This is a genomic window from Streptomyces sp. NBC_00425 (assembly GCF_036030735.1).
In the GTDB taxonomy this organism is placed as follows: Bacteria; Actinomycetota; Actinomycetes; order Streptomycetales; family Streptomycetaceae; genus Streptomyces.
In genome coordinates this window covers 6,579,518-6,598,346 of record NZ_CP107928.1, presented here as the reverse complement: position 1 = coordinate 6,598,346, position 18,829 = coordinate 6,579,518, and the positions used below count along the sequence as shown (strand labels likewise).

Genomic DNA, 18,829 nt, shown 5'->3' with positions numbered 1-18,829 from the left:
ACTACCGCGGCACGACCTCTGCGTCACCGCTCAGCCGCCTCCGATGCGTTCCAAGTCCGCATCCTCCTGGGAAATTCGGGACTGGCGCTCCCCCTCAGGTACCAGCACCGTGGCGCTCCAGCCGTGATGCCGACGCTCGTAGGCGGTCGGACTGTGTTCGGCCAGGATGACCTGAAAGGTCCACGTCGCCGACTCGAACAGTTCCAACACATGCCGTTGCGCTACAGGATGCAGGGAAACGAATGGCTCATCCAACACAAGGATTGTTGGCTCCACCCGCGCTTGAAGTTCCGCAAAAACAGCTAGCGCATAAAACCAAACGGCCACCTGTCCGAGCTCTTCCTCTCCGAACGCATCTTTCCGATATGAAATCTTTACATCATCCCCGTAGAAGGCCACCTCGGACATCACATCAGGCAGCATGACGGGCATGTTGGAGATTACAGTTCGCGCGGTCCAGCGGTCGACTCCAAGGAATTCGGCAATCCCTGGTACCGAGGAAGCCTTCAGACGGAAAAAACGCCCCCTGTAGGCCTCGGAACCCAACGACAGAACCCTGTACGGGCGAGGAGGAAGCGCCACCCGCCGGTCATCGACCCGGTACTCCAGCCACCGACCCCGGACATCCACCAGCGCCTTCCGAAGTTCCGGATCGAACCAAGTGATGGCACACGAGAGATCCGCCGGATACTCCATCAGCAAATGTGGCGAACTGAGTGATCGAAGAAGGTGCAAAAGTTTCGTCTTGCCCGAATTATTCATTCCGAAGAGCAAGTTTAGCCTTGAAAGCCGTAGCATGCCGGGCATCAGGATGTAGTGGCTGACAACCTCCAAGGTTTGGACCCAGCCGAAGGGCTGTGCTTGTCCACCCTGCTCCAGGCGAGTTCGATGTTCGTGGAGGTCCTTCCAGCTCCGGAGTAGTGATCCCGAAAATGCGTCACCTGAATTCGCATCGACTAAGCGACCGCAGGTCGCACATAGCCAAATCCCATTCGAGATGTGTGATCGCTCCGCGTCCGACAGACCGCCGGCCCCCCGGGGTCCTCGTTCCGCAGCAGCAAAGATGTGAGCGGCTGTGCCCGTGTCGGTGACATCATCCGAACCGATGCCCGGCCCGATCGTGAGCGCCCCACACCTCGGGTTCGAGCAGCGAAACGCCGCACGCTGGGCTAGGAGCCGTCGGGTCTTATCGTTGAAGTCGGCCTGTCCACGACCGCTGCCGCCCGTCGTTGGCACCGAACGCTCCCCCTCATCTGCAACTCCCTGCCGGTGGGCAACTGTACAAACCCTCACTGACAGGAGCCCTGACGTGCCCTCGCCGAACCGTTGGGGTGAACGGGACCCGGTGACGGACGGAGCCTGGCACCTCCATGAGGCAGACGCATCATCCAGCCGGCGTGAGGTGCCTTCCTTGGTCGAAGCACCTACTTGGACGATGACCGTTTTTGTGTACGGCAGTTACCGAACCGAGCCCTCAAGTGCACCGTTCGACGCCTTAGGTTTAATGACCAAGGTCAGGTGATTGCCTGTCCGGTGTAGTCGTCGCTGGAGCCGCAGTCCTCCACCAGGAGATAGGCGACGTTGCTGCTGCTGGCTGCGAGCGTCCACGTCTGTGCGACTCCGCCTTGAGTTCCGGTCCAGCACAGCGCGGCTGTGACGTCGCTGCCCGTGGTGTTGGTCAGAATGGTTTGGACGGAAACGGCTGCGTTCGCTGTGGAAGCTTGCAGATTGTTGGCCCGTATCTGGTCCTTGTAAATCGTCCCGGCCACGGTGTTCTTGCGGATTCGGTATAGCGCATAGCTGTCACTGGCCGCACTGTGCAGCGCCCAGAGGGAGACACGGTAGGCGCGGCCGGTCTTGAACGTGATGCTGCCGGTGGTGATGAGGGCCGTCTCCGTGCTGGAGAAGGTGACGTTCGCGGTCAGAGTCTTCTGCGCGACGAACCCGCGACCTTGAGATTTGCCGTAGACGCTGAGGTCTCGGTCGATCGCGAATCCGCTGGATGTGAGCTTGGCAGTGGACTGGGCCGACCCGGACGGCGCGTCGCGAACGTGCAGCTCGATGGACGATCCGGTGGCCGATGTATCAGCGCCGTACCCGTTGATGTAGGCAACTCCGTTGCCGCCCAGATCGTTTGCGTAGAGGTTGAAGACTCCTCCCGAATAGCCCGGCACGTGGCTTTGCAGGAACACTCCCGTTTCCTGGCTCGAACCAGTCACCTTCGGGGCGCTGAGCGAAACGCTCGGAACTTCGTAGGTACCGGAGGAATCTGAGGCGTACCCGATGGCTGTATTGAGTTCTGCCGGTGCTGACTCATCGGCGCTGCCGGAATAGAACTCAATCGATCCAGTCTCCGGATTGGTGTTTCCGGGGCTGATGACAACTCGCTGTCCACTCGCGGCAGTTTGAAGGGTGCTACCGGTGAGGATGGCTCCGTTGATCGTCTTGCCGTTGATGGCATCGGCGTCAAGCTTGTCCGCCGTGATCGCCCCGGCCTTGATATGGGTCGCTTCGATCGCGCCCGCCGAGATCTTCGTTGCCGTCACAGCGTTGGCCGCGATCTTGTCCGCCGTGACGGACAGCGCGTTCAGCTTGTCCGTGGTGACGGACAGCGTCGCAATCTTCTCGGCCGTGATGGCCAAGGCCGCGACCTTCTCGGCGGTCACCGCTCCGGCGAGGATCTTGGGAGCGGTGACTGCGCCGTCAGCGATCTGCACACCCGGCACCACCGGACGGACGACTGCGTTGTCCCACAGCACGGCTCCGGCGGTCGACTGGTACGTCTCCACCCACACCGTGGCCGCGGTGGTGTTGGCCGGCGCCGTGACCGTGGCGGCAAGGCGCTGCCACGAGCCGCGAACCGGGACGTCCACCTGGGCGACACCGAAGCCGACGGTCGCGCCTGTGCCGTCCAACCACCGGGCGTAGAACTTGAGCGCGCCTCCCGCCCAGTCGGCGGACGCATTGGCGTCGATGGCGAGGTAGAGCTGCTCTCCGCTCAGGATCGGCATCGACGTGAGGTTCAGGGACCGTGTCGTGGCGACCGCCGCCGTGGCGTCGACGCGGAGCGCCTTCGCGGAGCCGTTGCCGCCGGAGACGACGGACCATACGGTCGTGGCGATCGCCGCGGTGTAGGCACCTTCGAACGATGGGTCGCCGAGCACGTTGGTGCCGCCCGCCACGACCAGTTTGTCCGTGGAGATCGAGGCCGCCGCGACCTCGGTCGCCGTGACCGAATTCGCGGCGATCTCGCGGCCCGTGATGGCATCTGCCGCGACCTTCCCGGCGATCACCGAGTCAGCCGCGAGCGCGGCGGCGGTCACCGAACCGCTCACGAGGTTGGTTGCGTCGACGATCCCGGTCTTCAGCGCCTCGATGGCAACGGCGTCGACCTGCATGACGGCCGGGGAGCCGGAAACGCCCATCGAGGCGTAGTTGAGCCACAAGTAGGGGGTGATGTATCGGACGGCGTCGTGCACGGTGCCGGGAGAGCGCGGGTCGTTGTTGGGGCCGGCGGAGCCCGCGGCCGCGCGGTCCTTGAGGTAGCCGACGACCGTGACCCAACCGTCCGTGGTCGGCAGCGATCGATACGACGCCGCGATGTAGTAGTGGCTGTTCGGGGTGTTCGCTCCGGCGCGGTTGACCAGAGTGGTCTGGTCTGAGCCCACGCCGAGCACGCCGACGTAGAACGCGTCCGGGCCGGTGGCAAGTTGGGCTGTGGCCCGGATCCGGGCGCTGATCCGGTACAGGACACCGGGCTCGTACGGGACGAGGGTCGTGCCACGAAGCCGGATGAAGCCGCGGGCCTCGCCGACGTTCCGGCCGGTGGGCGCGTCCGGCACGCCCGTGAGGTGCGCCCATGTGGCACCGCTGCCCTGGTCAGTGGTCTGCCAGGCGGCGGCCTCGCCCATCGTGTCGACGAGGCGCTGGCTGGTGGCGTCCGCGAGCGCGCCGCCGAGCGCGCTGAGGGTCACCGCGCCGCTCGCGACCTTGCCCAGGGTCACGGAATTGGCCGCGAGCTTCTCGGCGAGCACCGCGCCGTCCGCGAGCGCGGTGGAGTTGACTGCCCCGAGGGCGAGCGCGGCTTCGGTGACCGCGCCGCGGGCTAGCTTGTTTTCGTCGATGATCGCGTTGACGAGGTCATCGGGGACGGCCTTGCGGGCCTGGCCCTGCACAGCGGTCGAGGGCTCTCCGGCCGTGCCGGAGGTGTTGACCGCGATCAGACGCACCCACAGCGGGGTGTAGGTGTCGGTGGCGAGGGTGATGCTTCCGCCGGCGGCCGTGTGGAAGGCGGCTACAGGGCTGCTGGTGTCGGGTTCGGCGTCGGCGGTCGTCGACAGGTGGACCTGGACTTCGGCCAGGTCGAGCGGAGCGGTCTCGGCGTCCGTCCACGTTCCGGGCCAGGTCACGGTGAGCCCGGACAGCGCGGACTCGACCATGGGTGGCGTGGAGGTAGGGGGCGGCGGCCCGTTGTGGGCGATGAAGCCGACGGTGCCGTCATCCTGGAGGCCCATGCTGCCGCGCAGGGTGCCGTCCTGGTCGTAGACCTCGATCGCGCCGTCCTCGATGGATGAGTACGCCATGCGGGCAGTGCGGGTGGTGCGGGCCAGCTGCCGTTCCAGCACGGCAACGCGGGCGGCCAGTCGGGCGATGTCGCTGCTCACGCGGTACCTCCCCCGTAGGTGAAGCGGTCTGCGCGCTGGAGTTGGATGACGGCCTGCTCGGGGGTGTCGCCGGAGGCGGGCCGGATCTGCCAGCCGACGATGCGGGACCAGGCGTCGAAGTCGGTCCACTGGTCGTGGACCCTGGCCCGTACGTCGTCGCCGATCTGCCAGGAACCGAAGCGGGCCGCTGGGTGGTCGCGGACGGTGATCTCGGTGACCTCACCGATGACCTGGCGGGAGATGCGTTCCGTGCGGGCACGTGCGGCCAGCCGGTCGTTCGCCTTCTCCTCCGGTACTTCGAGCAGATGCTCCAGGCGCAGCCGACCGTCCCGTACGGCGTCGACGGCGCGGCGCCGGTTGCGGCCCTCGCCGGCGCCGAGCGCGATGACGACCTGGGCCAGGTTGTCGGCGTCGTACTCGACAGGGACCGCATTGACGACGTTCACGTCGGACTCGAAGTGGATGTCCGTGCGGCGGCGGCCGAGGCGGGGCCAACCAATGCGGACGCGGCCCTGCGGCGTGCCGTTCTGCCAAGCAGCTTCTTCGGTCCACTCGGGGCCGCCTTCGACGGCGACCATGTCCGAGATGACGTCACCGAGCGAGGGGGTGTCCCACCAGTCGATTCGGTAGGGGTCCTCCGGCGTCCCGACGGTGACCTTCGAGGTGGTGTTGTCGACCTGGATACCGAGCTGGCCGTCCGGCGTCTCCTGGCAGTACGCCCACACGTCGCGAACGACCTTGCACGGGTCCGCGTAGGTGTAGGGGCCGCGTGCGTTGAGCTGGCCGTGGAGGTCGTAGCGCCGGTAGGGGTAGGAACCCCAGCCGGATGCCTCGATGTTGAGCTGCTGGCCCTGGGGGTCGGCTCTCCAGATCAGACCGCCCCACAGCAGCCGACCGTCACGCTCGGCGTAGATCTTGGTGTTGCCGGGGTCGAGTTGGGAGCGGACGAGGTGGGCCAGGCGGGGTTCGACCGCGCCGGTGAGGCTGCCCGTGGCGGACAGTGCGGGCCCGAACTCGACGCCGGTCAGTGGCAGGTCCCAGGCGAGGACCTTGTTGGTGAGTGCGTCGGTGGTGAGGTAGCGGTACGACGGCGACGCCATCAGGCGCGTTCCTGCTTCTCCCCCGCGCCGTGGTGTGGTGGTGCCGGTTTCTTGTCAGGCGACGCCTTCGGTGAACTCCACATCGGCGATCAAGGAAGTCGCGGCGTCGACGCCGAGGTTGCCCCACTCGGATTTGGAGGGCTGGGTGCGCACGAAGAGGTCCTGGGTGGTGCCGCGCAGGGCCGCAGAGAGGGTGATGGTGTCGGCGAGGACGACGGTGTTGCGGCGGATGTTGGCACCCTGGTCGTCATCGATGGCGGTGGTCTGCCCCGTGTCGGTGCCCAAGGAGGTCTGCATGTTGGCGAACACGTCGGATTCCGAAAGGCGCAGGCCCGCGAGAGTGACCAGAAGCTTTGCGCTCGTCGCCCAGCTTGGGATCGGGACCTTCCAGCGGGCGGCGGCTGGCCAGTTGTACCACTGGCCGTTCTGCGCGGTCAGCCTGTTCAGCGCGCTGGGGTAGGCGGTGTACAAGGTCCGCTCACGTCGGGGGTTCGCGATCCGCCGCAGGTCCGTGACCATGGCGTTGGTGATGGTGGCCGTGTTCGCCGGGATGTCGAGGCGTGCCAGCGGGATCGCCGTCATTCCGGACGGGACTACCTTCGCTGTGGCGGAGACGCCCGACACGACATGGAAGTAGCCGATGTCGTCGGCAGCCGGGTCGCGGTTGCCTTCGTACTCGGGATCCTCAACGCGAAGGCATATGAGGTCGGATCGGACTGAGGAGCCAGTGGGAGCGATCGGCACGATGGCGTCGCCCACGTTGTACTGAGTGTAGGAGCCCTGGCCCCAGGCAGCTCCCGTCACGACTGCCGAGCCGTCGCCGACGCGGACGCCGGCTCCCGGCGTGGTCCACTGTCTGACCTTCAAGTCGTTGCCTTCGGTCACGCCCTGGTTGCCGGACGCGAGGTCTCGCACCATCATCCGGAAGGCGCGTGCGGGGTGGGTGCCGCCGTGGGTCAGCATGGGCGGCTGGATCAGTGCCATCTGCGAGTGCTCTCCTTACAGGGCGGTGTAGGCGTCGCGCCACGACACCGCGAGGCGAGTGGAGTTGGTGTAGTCCGCGCCGGTCCACCGGACTTCGCTCGTTCCGGGCGGGATCTGGAACAGATCCAGGCGTGATGCAGCGGACAGGGCCGTTGCGACGTTGCCCCCGTTGCGCAGGACCCAGCGCGTTCCGGGGCGCGTGTCGATCTGAAGGGTGTCCCTCTCGCCAAGGACCAGCGACAAATCCAGGACGCGGCCTGTCTCCGTGATCCAGATGCGGGGGTTCACGACCGGGCCCTTGATCTTCAGGGAGGGCCAGGCGGGCAAGTCGCCAGCGTTGGTCGCCCACCCGGGACGCTCCACAGGATTGGATACGCCGGTCGTGATCGGCGCGGTCACCGGAGCGGTGAACCCTCCGTCGTCGCCGCGCGCGAGGGGAAGAGTGACCTGCTGCTCGGGCTCTCCCTGCCATACCGGGTCGGTCACTTCGAACACCAGGTTCAACGGAATCCAGCCGAAGACAGCCTGTGCCATGGACACCGGTTCGACGTCGCGAATTCTTCCCAGCACGCGCTTGGGCCCGTCACGGCCCGGCCAGAACACACGAAGCGTCTGCAAAGCCCCCGCGGTCTTGCGCGTCGTGGGGTCCGACGCAGCACGCTTCAGCTCAGCCAGGGCATCGGCAGCGGCGGCCGGATCACCCGGTGTGCGGATGCCGGCCTCGATCGTCACCGTCTGCGTGCCGTAGTAGTCCACACCGGGGAACGCACCGTCCTCGGTCGGCAGCTCGACGTCCTGAGAGCGGACTTTGGGCGTGCCGAAGCCCGTGATATCGCCGACGGGGTATCGCGTTCCGGGGCCCAGGAGGACACCGGCGAAGTCGATTTGCCACTCTTGGGTGATCGTCGCCATCAAAGACGACCTCCTCGCTGGGCGTTCCGAAGGCGCCGCATGATCTCTGTGCCGACACGGTCGGCCGCTTTGGCGTCGGCGCCGCCGTTGACGGTCACGGGCATGGATCCGACGAGCGCGGCGGGTCGCTCTTCTCGGACGACGACGACTTGGACCGGGGCGGGCCGGGCGTTGACGAGTCGTACGAGGCCGCTGTCGCCTGCAGGGGTGAGCTGGTAGCCGAACCGGTCCGCCACGTCCGCCAGGACGGCCGTCGCCGATCGCCGCTTGTTCACGCCGAGCGGCAGGTACGCCTCTCCACCGGTGGAGGGCTCGGCGAAGCGGATGATCCCGTTGTCGGTGGCGTAGAGGCCGGCGCGGATACCGCCGTCCTCGTAGGCGAGTTGTTTGTTGGCCTTGTCCAGGTCGGACAGGAAGCGCGTGGCCTTCTTCCCAAGCGCGTCCTTGATTCGGGTCCGGCCGAGCGTGGCGATGTCGATGATTCGGTCCTCATCGAGCTGTGTCTTCGCCGCGACGTCGTGGATACCGGTCTTGCTGGAGGTGATTGCGGAGATGATCGCCACGAGGTCCGGAAGGTCATCGTCGGGGATGGCCTTCGAGGCGGCCTTGGCCTGGGTGTTGGCCTTCTTGGCCTTGCTCGGGGATTTGGCGGCTTCGGCGGCGATGTCCTCCGCGTCCTCGTCGCCCTGCTCGGCGAGCATCGTCGCCAGGTCGCCGTAGCCGATGGCCGCGAGCTTGGAAAGGTTCTTCTCGAACGCGGCCTGGTCCTTGATCGCCTGCTTGAGCTGGGCGGTGTAGTCGGACAGCGTGGCCCGCGCGACCACGCCAAGCCTCTCCAGGTCCTTGGTCATCTCCATGACGTACTTGGAGCTACCGGTGGCCATCTTGTGGGTGAGTTCCACGCCGTCCTCGCCCATGTCCTCCAGGGCGTCGGCGACATCCTGGCCAGCGCGGCGAGCGACGGTGGCGAGGTCCTTGCGCCACCGCTGGGCGCGCTTTACCGCCTTGTCGAGGTTCTTCTCGAAGAGCTTGAGGTCGAAGACCTCGGTCTCCTTGCCGCCCTTCTTCACGGTGCGCATGGAGTCCGAGCGGACAGACGAAACGGAGATCAGCTCCGTCGAGCCGGAGGGGCTGTAGGACCAGCCGCTCAGCCCTCCGTCGGCGTGCCATTCGACGCCCCTGCCGCCCAGACGTCGTACAACTTCCTCGGTAATGGCGCGGGAGCGGGCGCGCTTGTTGTGGGCCAGGGGTACATAGGCCTCCCCACCTGTGGCTTCCTCCGCCCATACCCGCCAGGTTCCGGCCTTCGCGATCTGCGCCATGTGGTCTTCTCGCCTGGCGGTGACACCTCCGTCTGCGAAGAACGACAGGATGCCTCCGTCTTTCCACTGCGGCTTGTTCGCCCACGGCAGGTCGGTGCCGGGCGCCACGCGCGGAATCACGGAGACCGACACAGGAGCGGGAGGGGTCACGGAGATCGCGATGCTCTTGGTGCCGGGGATGTTCGTGACGCTGATGCCGATGGCGTCCAGCTGTGTCTGCACCGCGGCCATGTCACCCGACAGGAGTGCGGAGGTGAGCGCGCTCGCTGCTTCCGTGCCCTTGGACTGTGCCACCTGCCGGATCAGGTCGAGGGCACCTGACCATTCGGCGTTCGCGTCCTTCCCAGCCTGGGAGAAAGCGGACACGACGTTCGCCAAGTCGGGCGCGGTGATCGGCACGTCGGCTCCCCAGATGCTCTTGAGGGAGTCCATTGCCCGCTCCACGTCGCCGGACAGCAACGCGTCCTGAAACGCGCCGGCGGCGTCCTTCCCTTTCCTCCTGGCGACCTCTGCGAGGAGGCCCATGCCACGGTCGAATTCGCTGCGCGCGTCGCCGACGGACTTCTTCACGGCCTTGCGCAGGTCGACCATGGCCATCTGCTCGGTGACCTTCTGGAAGGCGGCCGGGTCGTTCCGCTCCGATGCCTTGGCCCAGGCGCGGCCGATCTCCTTGCCGTACTTCTCGGTGATCTCGGCGGTCTTCTGCAGGCCGAGCCGGTACGCCTCCGTGGACCGTTCCGCGTCCTCGGTCACGATGTCGCGCAGTTCGTCGGCGACCTTCGTCTTGCCCTTCTTCAACTGGCCGACGAGTTCGTTGAGCATCGGTGCGGCGTCTACGCCGAGTTCCGCGAAGTGGTCGGCGAGGTCGTCGTAGCCGAACACCGCGAGTTCGAACAGGTTGCCTTGGAAGTCGCGTTGCGCCTGAAGCTGTTTGTGCAGCTCCTTCATGTAGTCGGACAGCTTCACCTTGGCGGTGTCGGCGTCCTTCCCGGCTTTGCGCATCGCCTCGGCCGCAGCGGTCTGCGCGTCCCTGAAGGCTCGGGACGGGTCGACAGCGGCACCGACGGCCTCGGCGAGTGCCTTCATCTCGTCGGTGATCTCGGGCGCACCGGTTCGGTCGATGTCCGCGAGGGAGAACAGGTCGAAGATGCCGCCGCTGGACTTGGCCTGCTGTTTGATCTTCGCCTCGACGATCGCCTTCTGTTGGGCGATCTCGGCTTCCTTCTTGACTGCCTCGGACCACATCTTGTGGCGCTCTTTGAGGGTCTTCTCCGCTTTGGAGTACTGGGTGATGCTCTCGTAATCGCCAGATACCTCACCGGCTTTGGCCTTGCCGGCGTACTCGTAGGCGTCCTGCTGAAGGCGGCTCTGGAGGATGGCGAGCTTCGCCCCGCCGGAGGTGATCGCGTCGATGGCCTCCGTCGTGCCGATGCCGACCTTCTCAAGGTCCTTCAGTGCGCCGTCAGCGGTGAGCTGGTCGTACAGCTTGTTGATGCTGGCGCCGGTCGTCGTCTCCTCGCGTTCCTGCTGCAAGGCTTGGACCAGCTCATTGGTGGCGTCCTTCGCCTTCTGCTTGGAGGCGGTGTAGGCGGCGTATCCGGCGATGCCGAGGGTGAGGACGGCGGCAAGGCCGGTGACTGCGAGGCTGGTGCCGGCCAGCACGGCGGGCATCACAGCGCCTCCGGCCTGGGTGGCGGCCAGGGCGGTACGGAACGCGGCGATCTGTACGGTGATCTTCGTGTAGGCAGCTCGGAGCAGGAGCAGTCCCGCAACGGACGCGGCGACCATCGCGATGACGGACTTCATCGGTCCGGGCAGGTCCTCGATGGTGCCGACGAAGGTATGGACTGCGGAACCGACGGTCATCAGTACCGGCAGCAGGGCTCGGCCGACGTCGATGGCGAGGGCGCGGGCCTGGTTGGAGGCCAGCTGCCACTGGCCGGTGACGGTGCCGGTCTGGAGGGCGTACGCCTTCTGCGTGGCTTCGGCGCGCGCCACTTCGTTGGCAATGCCTGCGTAGGTGTTGGCGTAGTTCTGTCCGCCGGCGGAGGCCAAGGCAAGAGCGGCACGTGTGGCGCGGATGTCCTTCCACATGTTCGAGATGCCCTCGGCGGTGTTTCCTGCCGCCCCGTTGAGCTTGTTGACGACCACGTACAGGCCGTCCTGTTCGACGGCGGAGGCGGCCGACTCGTAGCCCAGGTCCTTGACGGCCTGCTTGAGGTCCTGCGTCGGCTTCATGACGCGGGTGAGGAGCATGTTCAGTGCGGTCACGGCTTCGGCCGCTGGGATGCCGGTGAGGGTGATCGCGGCGAGCGCGGCACTCATGTCGTCGAACTCGACGCCGGCTGCCGCAGCCATCGGTACGACGTCGCCGAGCTGCTGCGCGAGTTCCTCGAAGGAGATGACGCCGTAGTTGACGGTCTGGAACATCACGTCCATGACGTCGCTGGCGTCGGACGCCGACAATCCGTACGCGTTCAGCACTCCGAGCAGCGCGCGCGCTGAGGTCTCCGACGTGGTCAGGCCCGCTGCCGCACCCTGAGCCGCGACCTCGAGGATCTGCATGGCGTCCGCGCCGTCGAAGCCGGACGAGACGATCTGATACAGGCCGTCGGCGAGCTGCTCGGCGGTCTGCGGTAGGCGGGTGGACAGCTCGACGATCTGATCGGTGAAGGCTCCGACGTTCTCGGACGTGATCTGTTGCGAGATCGTCAGCACGTTGGCCATTGCCCGCTCCAGCGAAATCGCCTGAGCCACTCCGACACCGAGTGCGGCACCGATGAGCAGGCCGTTCTTGGCGGTCCGCGCAGCCTGGGCGTTCCGTGCGGCGGCCAACTGGGCTTCAGCCCGAGCAACTTGCTGTGCCTGTCGCTGCGCGTTGCGTGCGGCCGTGGTCTGCGCCTCGTCCCGCATCCGCACTGCGGACACAGCACGAGCCTGGGCCGATGCGGCGAGACCGGTGGCGCGCGTCGCCGTAGCCTGGGCCGCTGCCGCCCGCCGCTGCGCTTCGGCGTGCTCCTGGGCGGCGCGGGCGGCGGCCGACTGAGCGGTAGCTGCGGTACGCGCGGCAGCTGCGGCCCCGGCGCCAGCCGTGGCCTGTGCACGCGCGTTCATCGTCTGTGCCAGGGCCTGCGCCCGTGCGGCTCGCGCTCCCGTCGCCGCCACGGCGGCCTGTTCCGCTGCCGCGCGGCGGGCCGCTGTCGCTGCTACTGCTTGTGCACGGCCTGCGCGTTCCTGGAGCGCGGTGGTCCGCTGCACAGCTTGAGCCACCTGCGCCTGGGAGCGAACCATCTGCGCCGACGCGGCAGCTTGAGCGCGGGCGAGGTTGTCGCCGGCGACGCGTACTTGGTTGAGTCGGGCGGCCGTTCCGTCCAACTGGCCGTCAAACGCACGAAGTTGAGCGGCACCCTGCCGCAGGCCGGTCGACAGGCCGCCCGTTGACGCGAGCAGGTTGACGTACAGGGTGTAGGCACCAGCCACGTCAGGATGCCTCTCTGGGCCTCAGCCCGATCTTGAGCCCCCGCGCATCTGGTCCATCAGGAATGTGTTCGCGCTCCATCTCGATGACCTCGCAGCCCACACAGCGGTAGGGCTCGGCCACATATGCGAAGCGGTCGCCGTCCTGGCTCTCGTCCCACTCCGCCGCCCGGGTCCCGCACGTCTCGCAGACGCTGCGTTGGTACGCGAGGTAGGCCATCGCCTTCGCCCGGTCCAAAGCCGTCCACCGGCCGTCCCCCGCACCCGTGAACTTCGAGTGCGGGAGTCCGTAGACGTGGCACAGCTCCATCTCGGCCCTGAATTGGGCGTCGGCGATCAGCCTTTTCCCAGGTCGGCCCTCATGGTCTGGTTGACCAGCAGCGCGGCCGTGAACAGTGCCTTGGCGTCCGCGTCGCTCCAGCTGTCGAGCAGTTCCTGCGCCTCCGCCTCGCTCATGCCGTCCACCGAGGAAGCCGATACGAGAGCGGCGGGGAAGGTCTCGACGTTGTACTCATGGCCGAGATCGCCTTGCCCCTCCGTGGGGGCGTGCTCGCGAAGCAGCTGCTCCCAGGCGGGTCGCGGCAGAGCCCGGAAGGTGAGCGTGAGGGTCCCGGCTGCCAGGGCTCGCCGGGCCTCGTCCAGCGCGGCCTGGGCGGCCAGCACTTCCGGCTGAGCGAGCGCCCAGCTCTCACGCTCGTCGGCTGGTACCTCCATCTCGGAGGCCCGGCCCACGGCGCTGGTGCGTGCCTTGGCCATGTCGAGCGCCGCATCGGTCACGCGCTGCTTCAGGTCCTGTTCGTCGAGGAAGGACACGGCGCGCTCGGGAAGTCGACGAGCCCGCAGACGGGCCATCTTGGCCGCCCAGTGCGGATCGCGGGCGACGGCACCGGCCGGCGGTTCAACGAAGGTCGAAGTCATGCAGCACCCCCGCCGATCAGGCCGCGGCCGGAACGGCTACGTCCTGGACGGGCTTGCCGGTCACGTTGAAGCTGACCTTGAACTTCGCCGGCTCAGAGGCCGTCGTGTACGTGCTCGACCGGGAGCCGACGCGCACCGGGAAGATGTCCATGGACTTCGACGCCGGGATGTCGCCCTTGCGGAGGATGACCACGTACCCCTCGACGCCCTTGGCGAGGAGCGTCTCCAGGGCGTTGTCGACCTTGTCCTCGTAGAAGGTGAGGCTGGAGTTGTCGGCCTTGTCCTCACCGGGGATGTTGCCGGTGAACTCGGTCGCCAAGTCCGGTGTGTCGATGGGGGTGTTCTCGACGGCGAAGCCTTCGATGTCGCTGATGGCTGGGGACAGATCGGTCCCGTTGGTCCCGCCGAGCTCCGGACGGATCGGGATCAGTTCCTTCGAGACGATGTCCTTCAGGAAGAAGAACTTCGTGGTGCCGCGACGGGTGAACCGCTGCTGTGACACTGATTCTCGCTCTCCGGGAACCGGTGTTCCGGAGCGCGCACACGCCGGGCCGGCCCCCATGAAGGGGGAATCGGCCCGTGCCGGGTGGCCGGGCGTCCGCGAGATGCCTCCGCGGTGAGGTAGCTGGAACGTCAGGACCCGAGAGTGGTCACAGTGAGGACGTACCGCTGCACATAACTGTATACGCCACCGCTGACAGACATCCCTTCCTCCTTGTCCAGCTCGCGGTCGATCACTATGTAGCCGGTAATGGTGATGGTGTTGACGTAGGTCCCGCTCAAGCGCGCGAGGAGCGCGGTGCGGACCTTGTCGGCCATCCACTCGACCTGTTCGGCGGTTGAAGCGACCGAGGTGACCTGGACGAGCACTCGGGCGTCAGCGTCACCATCACCGTACGGCGGGCCGCTCGTAGTCACGCCCAGCGGGTAGAGAACGCTGTAGGGGATCGTGGCGCCAGTGGGCGTACTCGATGCCGTGGGGGCAGTCCCGTACCCGCAACTTCGGGCGGTTGCTGTGGCCAGTGTCTTCTGGATCGCGAGGGACACTTCTCTGCCGGAGACGGGCACTACTCCTCCTCTACTCCCGGGGTGGTGAACTGCCGCCCGGCGGCGCGGCGGTCACTCACGAGTCGTCGTCGATCGTGTCGCCGAGCGCAGCGATGAACAGCGGCCGGATCTCCTCGACGGCTGGCCCGACGTGCGGGTAGGGCGGCTGGTTGTAGATGCGCCCCAGGCTGTCGGCGCCAACGAAGCCGTACTCCAGGCGGCGCGCCTGGGGCTTGTTCGTGCCGACAACCGCCGTGACGGAGAACCCGTCCGTGGACACCTCGTGTGTCCAGGAGCGCCGGTAGTCGCCCGTGGGCGCGTTGGGGCCCGGCCGGCCGCTGGCCTTGGCCTTGATCCTGGTCTCCAGCAGCATCGCGTAGTGCTGGACGGTCGCCGTGACCTCGGGCAGAGTGCGCGCCGCCCTCGCATCGAACTGCGCGGCGATCTGGAATGCATTGGAGTAGGCGCCCGCAAGAGGGTGGGCGTTGGGGTGCGGATTCAGCGAGGACGCCACTGGCTCACGGCCCGTCTTCCGGTTCCGACTCGCCCCACTGGCCAAGGGCCCATTCCCGCAACAGGGCGAGCATGGCGCGGGTCAGCTCGTGCGGGCGACCGTCCATGAGGTCGTGACGGTCGAGCGCGGCCTTCTCCAGTTCGGCGGGACTGATCGCGGAGAGGAAGGCAGCCGCTGCCGGACCAGGGTCCGGTGGGTCGCCGATGACGACGTGCGCCAGGCCCTCGAACACACCGGTCGCCGTGGATCTCGGGGAGAGTTCGATGACCATCTGCGGTACGTCGCCCGCGCGGTGGGCCAGTGAATAGGCAGCGAGGTCCCGGGAGACGTCGTGACCGCCGATCTCCACGACGGCGGCATGCCCCTGCCCGGTGACGCGCACCGGCAGGGGTTCACCCTCGGGAGAAATAGGTTTTGAATTCTGATCTGTTGGCACCTATCTGAGCTTACGGGTATCTGTTGACAGCCCAGCTCGCCAGCCGTCTACGGAGGGGTGATCTCGTCAAGACGGGTCACCCGAACGATCTCGACCGTGGACGCCTCCGACGGATCGAGGACCTGCCACACCCGATTCGCTGTCGCCGCGTGCTCGCCAGCTGCGGCCACGACCTCCACGCGGTCGTACCGCACCGGAACGGGGGCGGAAATCGGCGTGAGGAGCCGATACCAGCTGACCGTGTCGTCCAGCCATTCCCGCCCGAGAACGTGCTGCGCGGTGACCTGGCCATGGCCGGACAGGACAGCTCCCGGTCCCTCGTAGACCGATTCCGCCGGCACGGCCCCCAAGAGACCGGTCGAGGGGTCGAGTTGGGGAGTTCCCGTTGGGCGGGTGATCCGTACCGTGTCCACCAGCAACGTCGACTCCAGCTTCTCCCGTTCCGCCTCGGTGTCGATCGGCATGCTCACGAGGTGCCGCCTGAAGTGCTGGACTGCGTGTTCTGGTCCAGGAACGTCGTGCGGACCACGGCCAGAGTGGAGGTCTGCCCGACATCGAGGACGCGCCACGTACGGCCGACCGCTGCCGGGTCGGCGGCGTTGACGACGCTCACCGTGTCCTCGCGCGAGGCCACCGGGGCGTCCAGGGGCGTGATCAGCTTGTACTTCGACGCGGAGTCGTCGACGTACGCCTGACCTTCCAGGTGCAGCACGATCCCGGGATCTCCATTCGGGAAGACCCCGCCGTGCCCTTCGTAGACGATGACGGGCGGGCCGGGCTCGTACTGGCCTGTATCCGGGTTGAAGACCGGCTCGCCCGCTCTACTGATACGTACGATGTCGGTGAGGATCTTGCGTTCGATCAGGGCGCTGACGGCCCCGAGGGTCAATCCTTCAGCGGGAGTGCTCATATGTTCGAGCGTAGCCTCGCCAGCTGACAGCCCGGATTCCTCTTGACACCGGGGTTAGGAGGTAACGCGGAGCATCAGTTCGCGAAGCTGGCGGCCGGTGGTAGTGATGTCGTATCGGCGCGCGTTATCGAGAGCCGCCTTGGCCAGGGCCTTGCGCCGGCCGGAGTCCCGGCCCATCTCGTCTAGGGCCACGGCCAGCGAGCGCGGGTTGCCAGGAATATATGGAACGCCAGCGCCCCCGAGAATTTCCCTCACACCGGGAAGATCGGAGTAGGCAACCGGAAGTCCGTGGGCTTGAGCCTCAATGAGGACGAGCCCGAAAGCCTCCAGATCCCTGGTTGTGAAGACGAAGGCGTCGAAGTTCGGCAGGCGGCGCCACACTTCGGCGCGGGGCAGGAACGGATCAAAATGAACCCGGTCCCGGAGCCCGAGTTCGATAGCCCGCTGTTCCAGATAATCCCGTAGGATTCCTTCGCCGATCACGGTCAAGTGGTGCGGCTGATCGGTCAAAGCGAGGGCTTCGACGGCGGTGATCGTGGATTTGTTGTCGTCCAGACGACCGGCGTGCACCAGAGACAGAGGTCCGGTTCCGGTAGGCGGTTGATCGCGTACCCGGGTATCACTCAAAGGGATGCCCCACGGGATGACGCTGAGTCGATCGGTGAATCGGCGTCCGGTGAGACGGTCGATGCGGTCGGCGAGGGCGGAGGTCGGGGTCACGATCGCGGCGCTGGCGGCAGCAACTTCATTCATGGCCTCGCGTTCCGATGCGCTGCGCTCGGCCACCATCACCTCGGGGCCGTGGGCGATGGCGATGATCGGGATGTTGCCGGCGGTTCGGGTGAAGGCCAGGCTGAGAGCGAACCCGAGGTACTGGGCGTGAATGGCGTTCGGTTGGATCTTTTCGATGAGCGCACCGACCTCACGCGTCAACTCGTCAACGTACGGGTCGAAGTCCGGGCCGTGGGGGCGTTTCGTCGTGGAGAGGGTGATCAGCTGATCAAACGTAGCCTCCCAAGCCTGATCGACAGGCGCCCTGCCCAGGAAAGTCGTGTGGATTTCAGGCATCGCGCCGTAGAGGTCGTTGACGAGGATCATGCTCCCGGACGAAGGCGCGGCAGTGCGGTTGATGCCGGTCAGGATGTTCAGGAGCTGGGCGATCATGCGGAAACTCCATTCATCGGTGGAACCGGAGGTCGGGCTCCCAGAGCCACCCCGAATCGTGAATCATCGGTGGCGTTCTGTATCTCGCGATGACGGGGTGGCGCCCACCATGACGCCAGGTGCGGTGTGAAGATAGCCGTGACCTCATCGGCCGGATGCAAATAGCCCTTACCGTCCAGTTCTGCCGTCCATACTCTGACTGCCGATCGGGCGTAGACGGGATTTATCCCTATCTCTCCCTTGGGGAGGACTCCGTTGAAGGGGGTGGGTATTCCCTCGTTGTTCCAGTAGTCCCATGCCTCAAGGGCCTTGGCTTTCTCGAAGCAGTGGTACAGCTGCTGGTAGCGCGGCATGTACCGGATCTCGCGGAAGATCATCTGGCCGATCAGTCCGGGCGCGGCTTTCCGAAGCGTGCCGAGATCGACGCCGTGGAAGGTGACCGATGCCGCATCCTGGGATGGGTGCAGCGCGGTCCGGGCGAACAGGTGGGACAGTCGTCGCCGAACGTACTCGGCGACTCCCGAGCCGAGAGCTGGTTCCATGCCTTCGATGAGCTGGACGAGCCGGTGATAGCGCAGATTGAAACGGGCTAGGTCGAACAACTGGTCCATGCCGTCCACGGCGGCGAAGGCGAGTCGCTTGTAGAGCCAGTTGTTCAGCTCTCCCGCCTGGGCGTAGGTCTTGGTCTCCGGAGTAACGGAGTGGAGCATCAGGTATTCGGACAGAACCTCGAAGTACAGGTAGCCGAGGAACGGCACGTGGGCCACGGCCTCGGACAACTGGTCGATGAACTCGGGTGCCGGAGTGGCATGGCCGGCGGCGTTGTGCAGAGCGGTGTCGAGGAACACGGCCGCGGCACGCAGCCCGGCCAGCACCGCGCGGTCGAGCTGGTCGTTCTCGGCCGGAGTGAGGAAGCTCTGGTAGCGCAGGTAGGTACGCAGGTGGATGGCACCGAGATGCAGGTAGTCGACGCCCTTGGGCCGGATCGGGGCATCCGGGATGACCTCGAAGACCATGGGCGTGGTGGAAGGCTTCGTCCGCATCAGGTAGGCGCCGAGGTTGTGTGGACGCAGCCCCTCGCCCTGACTGACGAGAGGCGAGCAGTACAGGGCTCCGACCAGGCATCCGGTGGAGACGTGCAACTGCCGACTGATGCGGATGGCGTCGATGTCCTTGGTGGTGTGGAGCAGGTACATCGGCTTTCCGCTGACGAGCGCGTCAGTCATGGCGTTGTTCTGTATCAACCAGCCGTTGGGGGTTGAGCATTCCAGATAGTGGCGCCAGTCGCTCTCGCTTTCAGCCAGCGAGGCAGGAATGCGACGCTGCACGGGCATGGTGTAGTCCGTGTGGGCGTGTTCCCATTCGTCGCGCAAGAGAACTC

The 18,829-nt window shown here is 66.4% G+C and carries 16 protein-coding genes; all 16 read right to left on the bottom strand.

Annotated elements, in window-relative coordinates; genetic code table 11:
- Positions 1-30 precede the first annotated feature (30 nt).
- Positions 31-834, bottom strand: a complete 804-nt coding sequence (locus OHS82_RS28810; protein ID WP_328434850.1) for an AAA family ATPase — start codon at positions 832-834, stop codon at positions 31-33.
- Between the two features lie 680 nt (positions 835-1,514).
- A complete protein-coding gene (locus OHS82_RS28805) occupies positions 1,515-4,664 on the bottom strand; it encodes a hypothetical protein (protein ID WP_328434849.1) in 3,150 nt (1,049 codons plus the stop codon).
- Positions 4,661-5,764, bottom strand: coding sequence for a hypothetical protein (locus OHS82_RS28800; protein ID WP_328434848.1), 1,104 nt, complete (start codon positions 5,762-5,764; stop codon positions 4,661-4,663). Before OHS82_RS28800 ends, OHS82_RS28805 begins: the two co-directional genes overlap by 4 nt.
- A gap of 54 nt (positions 5,765-5,818) precedes the next feature.
- On the bottom strand, positions 5,819-6,748 hold the full coding sequence (locus tag OHS82_RS28795) for a hypothetical protein (protein ID WP_328434847.1): 930 nt from the start codon (positions 6,746-6,748) through the stop codon (positions 5,819-5,821).
- A gap of 15 nt (positions 6,749-6,763) precedes the next feature.
- Positions 6,764-7,660, bottom strand: coding sequence for a phage distal tail protein (locus OHS82_RS28790; protein WP_328434846.1), 897 nt, complete (start codon positions 7,658-7,660; stop codon positions 6,764-6,766).
- Positions 7,660-11,910, bottom strand: coding sequence for a phage tail tape measure protein (locus tag OHS82_RS28785; protein ID WP_328434845.1), 4,251 nt, complete (start codon positions 11,908-11,910; stop codon positions 7,660-7,662). The genes OHS82_RS28790 and OHS82_RS28785 overlap by 1 nt, the downstream gene beginning before the upstream one ends.
- 553 nt (positions 11,911-12,463) lie before the next feature.
- On the bottom strand, positions 12,464-12,769 hold the full coding sequence (locus OHS82_RS28780) for a hypothetical protein (protein WP_328434844.1): 306 nt from the start codon (positions 12,767-12,769) through the stop codon (positions 12,464-12,466).
- A 26-nt stretch (positions 12,770-12,795) separates the two neighbouring features.
- Positions 12,796-13,377 carry a hypothetical protein gene (locus OHS82_RS28775; protein WP_328434843.1) on the bottom strand — a complete coding sequence of 194 codons (582 nt, stop codon included), beginning with the start codon at positions 13,375-13,377 and terminating at the stop codon, positions 12,796-12,798.
- Positions 13,378-13,393: 16 nt separating this feature from the next.
- Positions 13,394-13,879 (bottom strand): phage tail tube protein, encoded by a 486-nt coding sequence (locus OHS82_RS28770; RefSeq protein WP_328434842.1) that lies wholly within the window; start codon positions 13,877-13,879, stop codon positions 13,394-13,396.
- A gap of 131 nt (positions 13,880-14,010) precedes the next feature.
- The gene (locus OHS82_RS28765; protein WP_043684336.1) at positions 14,011-14,445 is read right to left on the bottom strand and encodes a hypothetical protein; all 435 of its coding nucleotides are present in this window, start codon (positions 14,443-14,445) and stop codon (positions 14,011-14,013) included.
- 55 nt (positions 14,446-14,500) lie between these two features.
- Entirely contained in the window at positions 14,501-14,938 is a 438-nt protein-coding gene (locus tag OHS82_RS28760; protein WP_328434841.1) for an HK97 gp10 family phage protein, read from the bottom strand.
- Positions 14,939-14,942: 4 nt separating this feature from the next.
- Positions 14,943-15,320 carry a hypothetical protein gene (locus OHS82_RS28755; RefSeq protein ID WP_328434840.1) on the bottom strand — a complete coding sequence of 126 codons (378 nt, stop codon included), beginning with the start codon at positions 15,318-15,320 and terminating at the stop codon, positions 14,943-14,945.
- A 101-nt stretch (positions 15,321-15,421) separates the two neighbouring features.
- Positions 15,422-15,838 (bottom strand): DUF6093 family protein, encoded by a 417-nt coding sequence (locus OHS82_RS28750; protein ID WP_328436119.1) that lies wholly within the window; start codon positions 15,836-15,838, stop codon positions 15,422-15,424.
- 2 nt (positions 15,839-15,840) lie between these two features.
- Positions 15,841-16,284, bottom strand: a complete 444-nt coding sequence (locus tag OHS82_RS28745; RefSeq protein WP_328434839.1) for a DUF6093 family protein — start codon at positions 16,282-16,284, stop codon at positions 15,841-15,843.
- Between the two features lie 54 nt (positions 16,285-16,338).
- Positions 16,339-17,448 (bottom strand): glycosyltransferase family 4 protein, encoded by a 1,110-nt coding sequence (locus OHS82_RS28740; protein ID WP_328434838.1) that lies wholly within the window; start codon positions 17,446-17,448, stop codon positions 16,339-16,341.
- Positions 17,445-18,821, bottom strand: coding sequence for a hypothetical protein (locus OHS82_RS28735; RefSeq protein WP_328434837.1), 1,377 nt, complete (start codon positions 18,819-18,821; stop codon positions 17,445-17,447). Before OHS82_RS28735 ends, OHS82_RS28740 begins: the two co-directional genes overlap by 4 nt.
- Positions 18,822-18,829: the final 8 nt, after the last annotated feature.

What these genes read in the sequence shown, in the direction of transcription:
- OHS82_RS28740 (WP_328434838.1), bottom strand. Translation starts at nt 17,448, where the DNA reads ATGATCGCCCAGCTCCTGAACATCCTGACCGGCATCAACCGCACTGCC.
- OHS82_RS28745 (WP_328434839.1), bottom strand. Translation starts at nt 16,284, where the DNA reads ATGAGCACTCCCGCTGAAGGATTGACCCTCGGGGCCGTCAGCGCCCTG.
- OHS82_RS28780 (WP_328434844.1), bottom strand. Translation starts at nt 12,769, where the DNA reads ATGGAGCTGTGCCACGTCTACGGACTCCCGCACTCGAAGTTCACGGGT.
- OHS82_RS28795 (WP_328434847.1), bottom strand. Translation starts at nt 6,748, where the DNA reads ATGGCACTGATCCAGCCGCCCATGCTGACCCACGGCGGCACCCACCCC.
- OHS82_RS28790 (WP_328434846.1), bottom strand. Translation starts at nt 7,660, where the DNA reads ATGGCGACGATCACCCAAGAGTGGCAAATCGACTTCGCCGGTGTCCTC.
- OHS82_RS28800 (WP_328434848.1), bottom strand. Translation starts at nt 5,764, where the DNA reads ATGGCGTCGCCGTCGTACCGCTACCTCACCACCGACGCACTCACCAAC.
- OHS82_RS28775 (WP_328434843.1), bottom strand. Translation starts at nt 13,377, where the DNA reads ATGACTTCGACCTTCGTTGAACCGCCGGCCGGTGCCGTCGCCCGCGAT.
- OHS82_RS28750 (WP_328436119.1), bottom strand. Translation starts at nt 15,838, where the DNA reads ATGCCGATCGACACCGAGGCGGAACGGGAGAAGCTGGAGTCGACGTTG.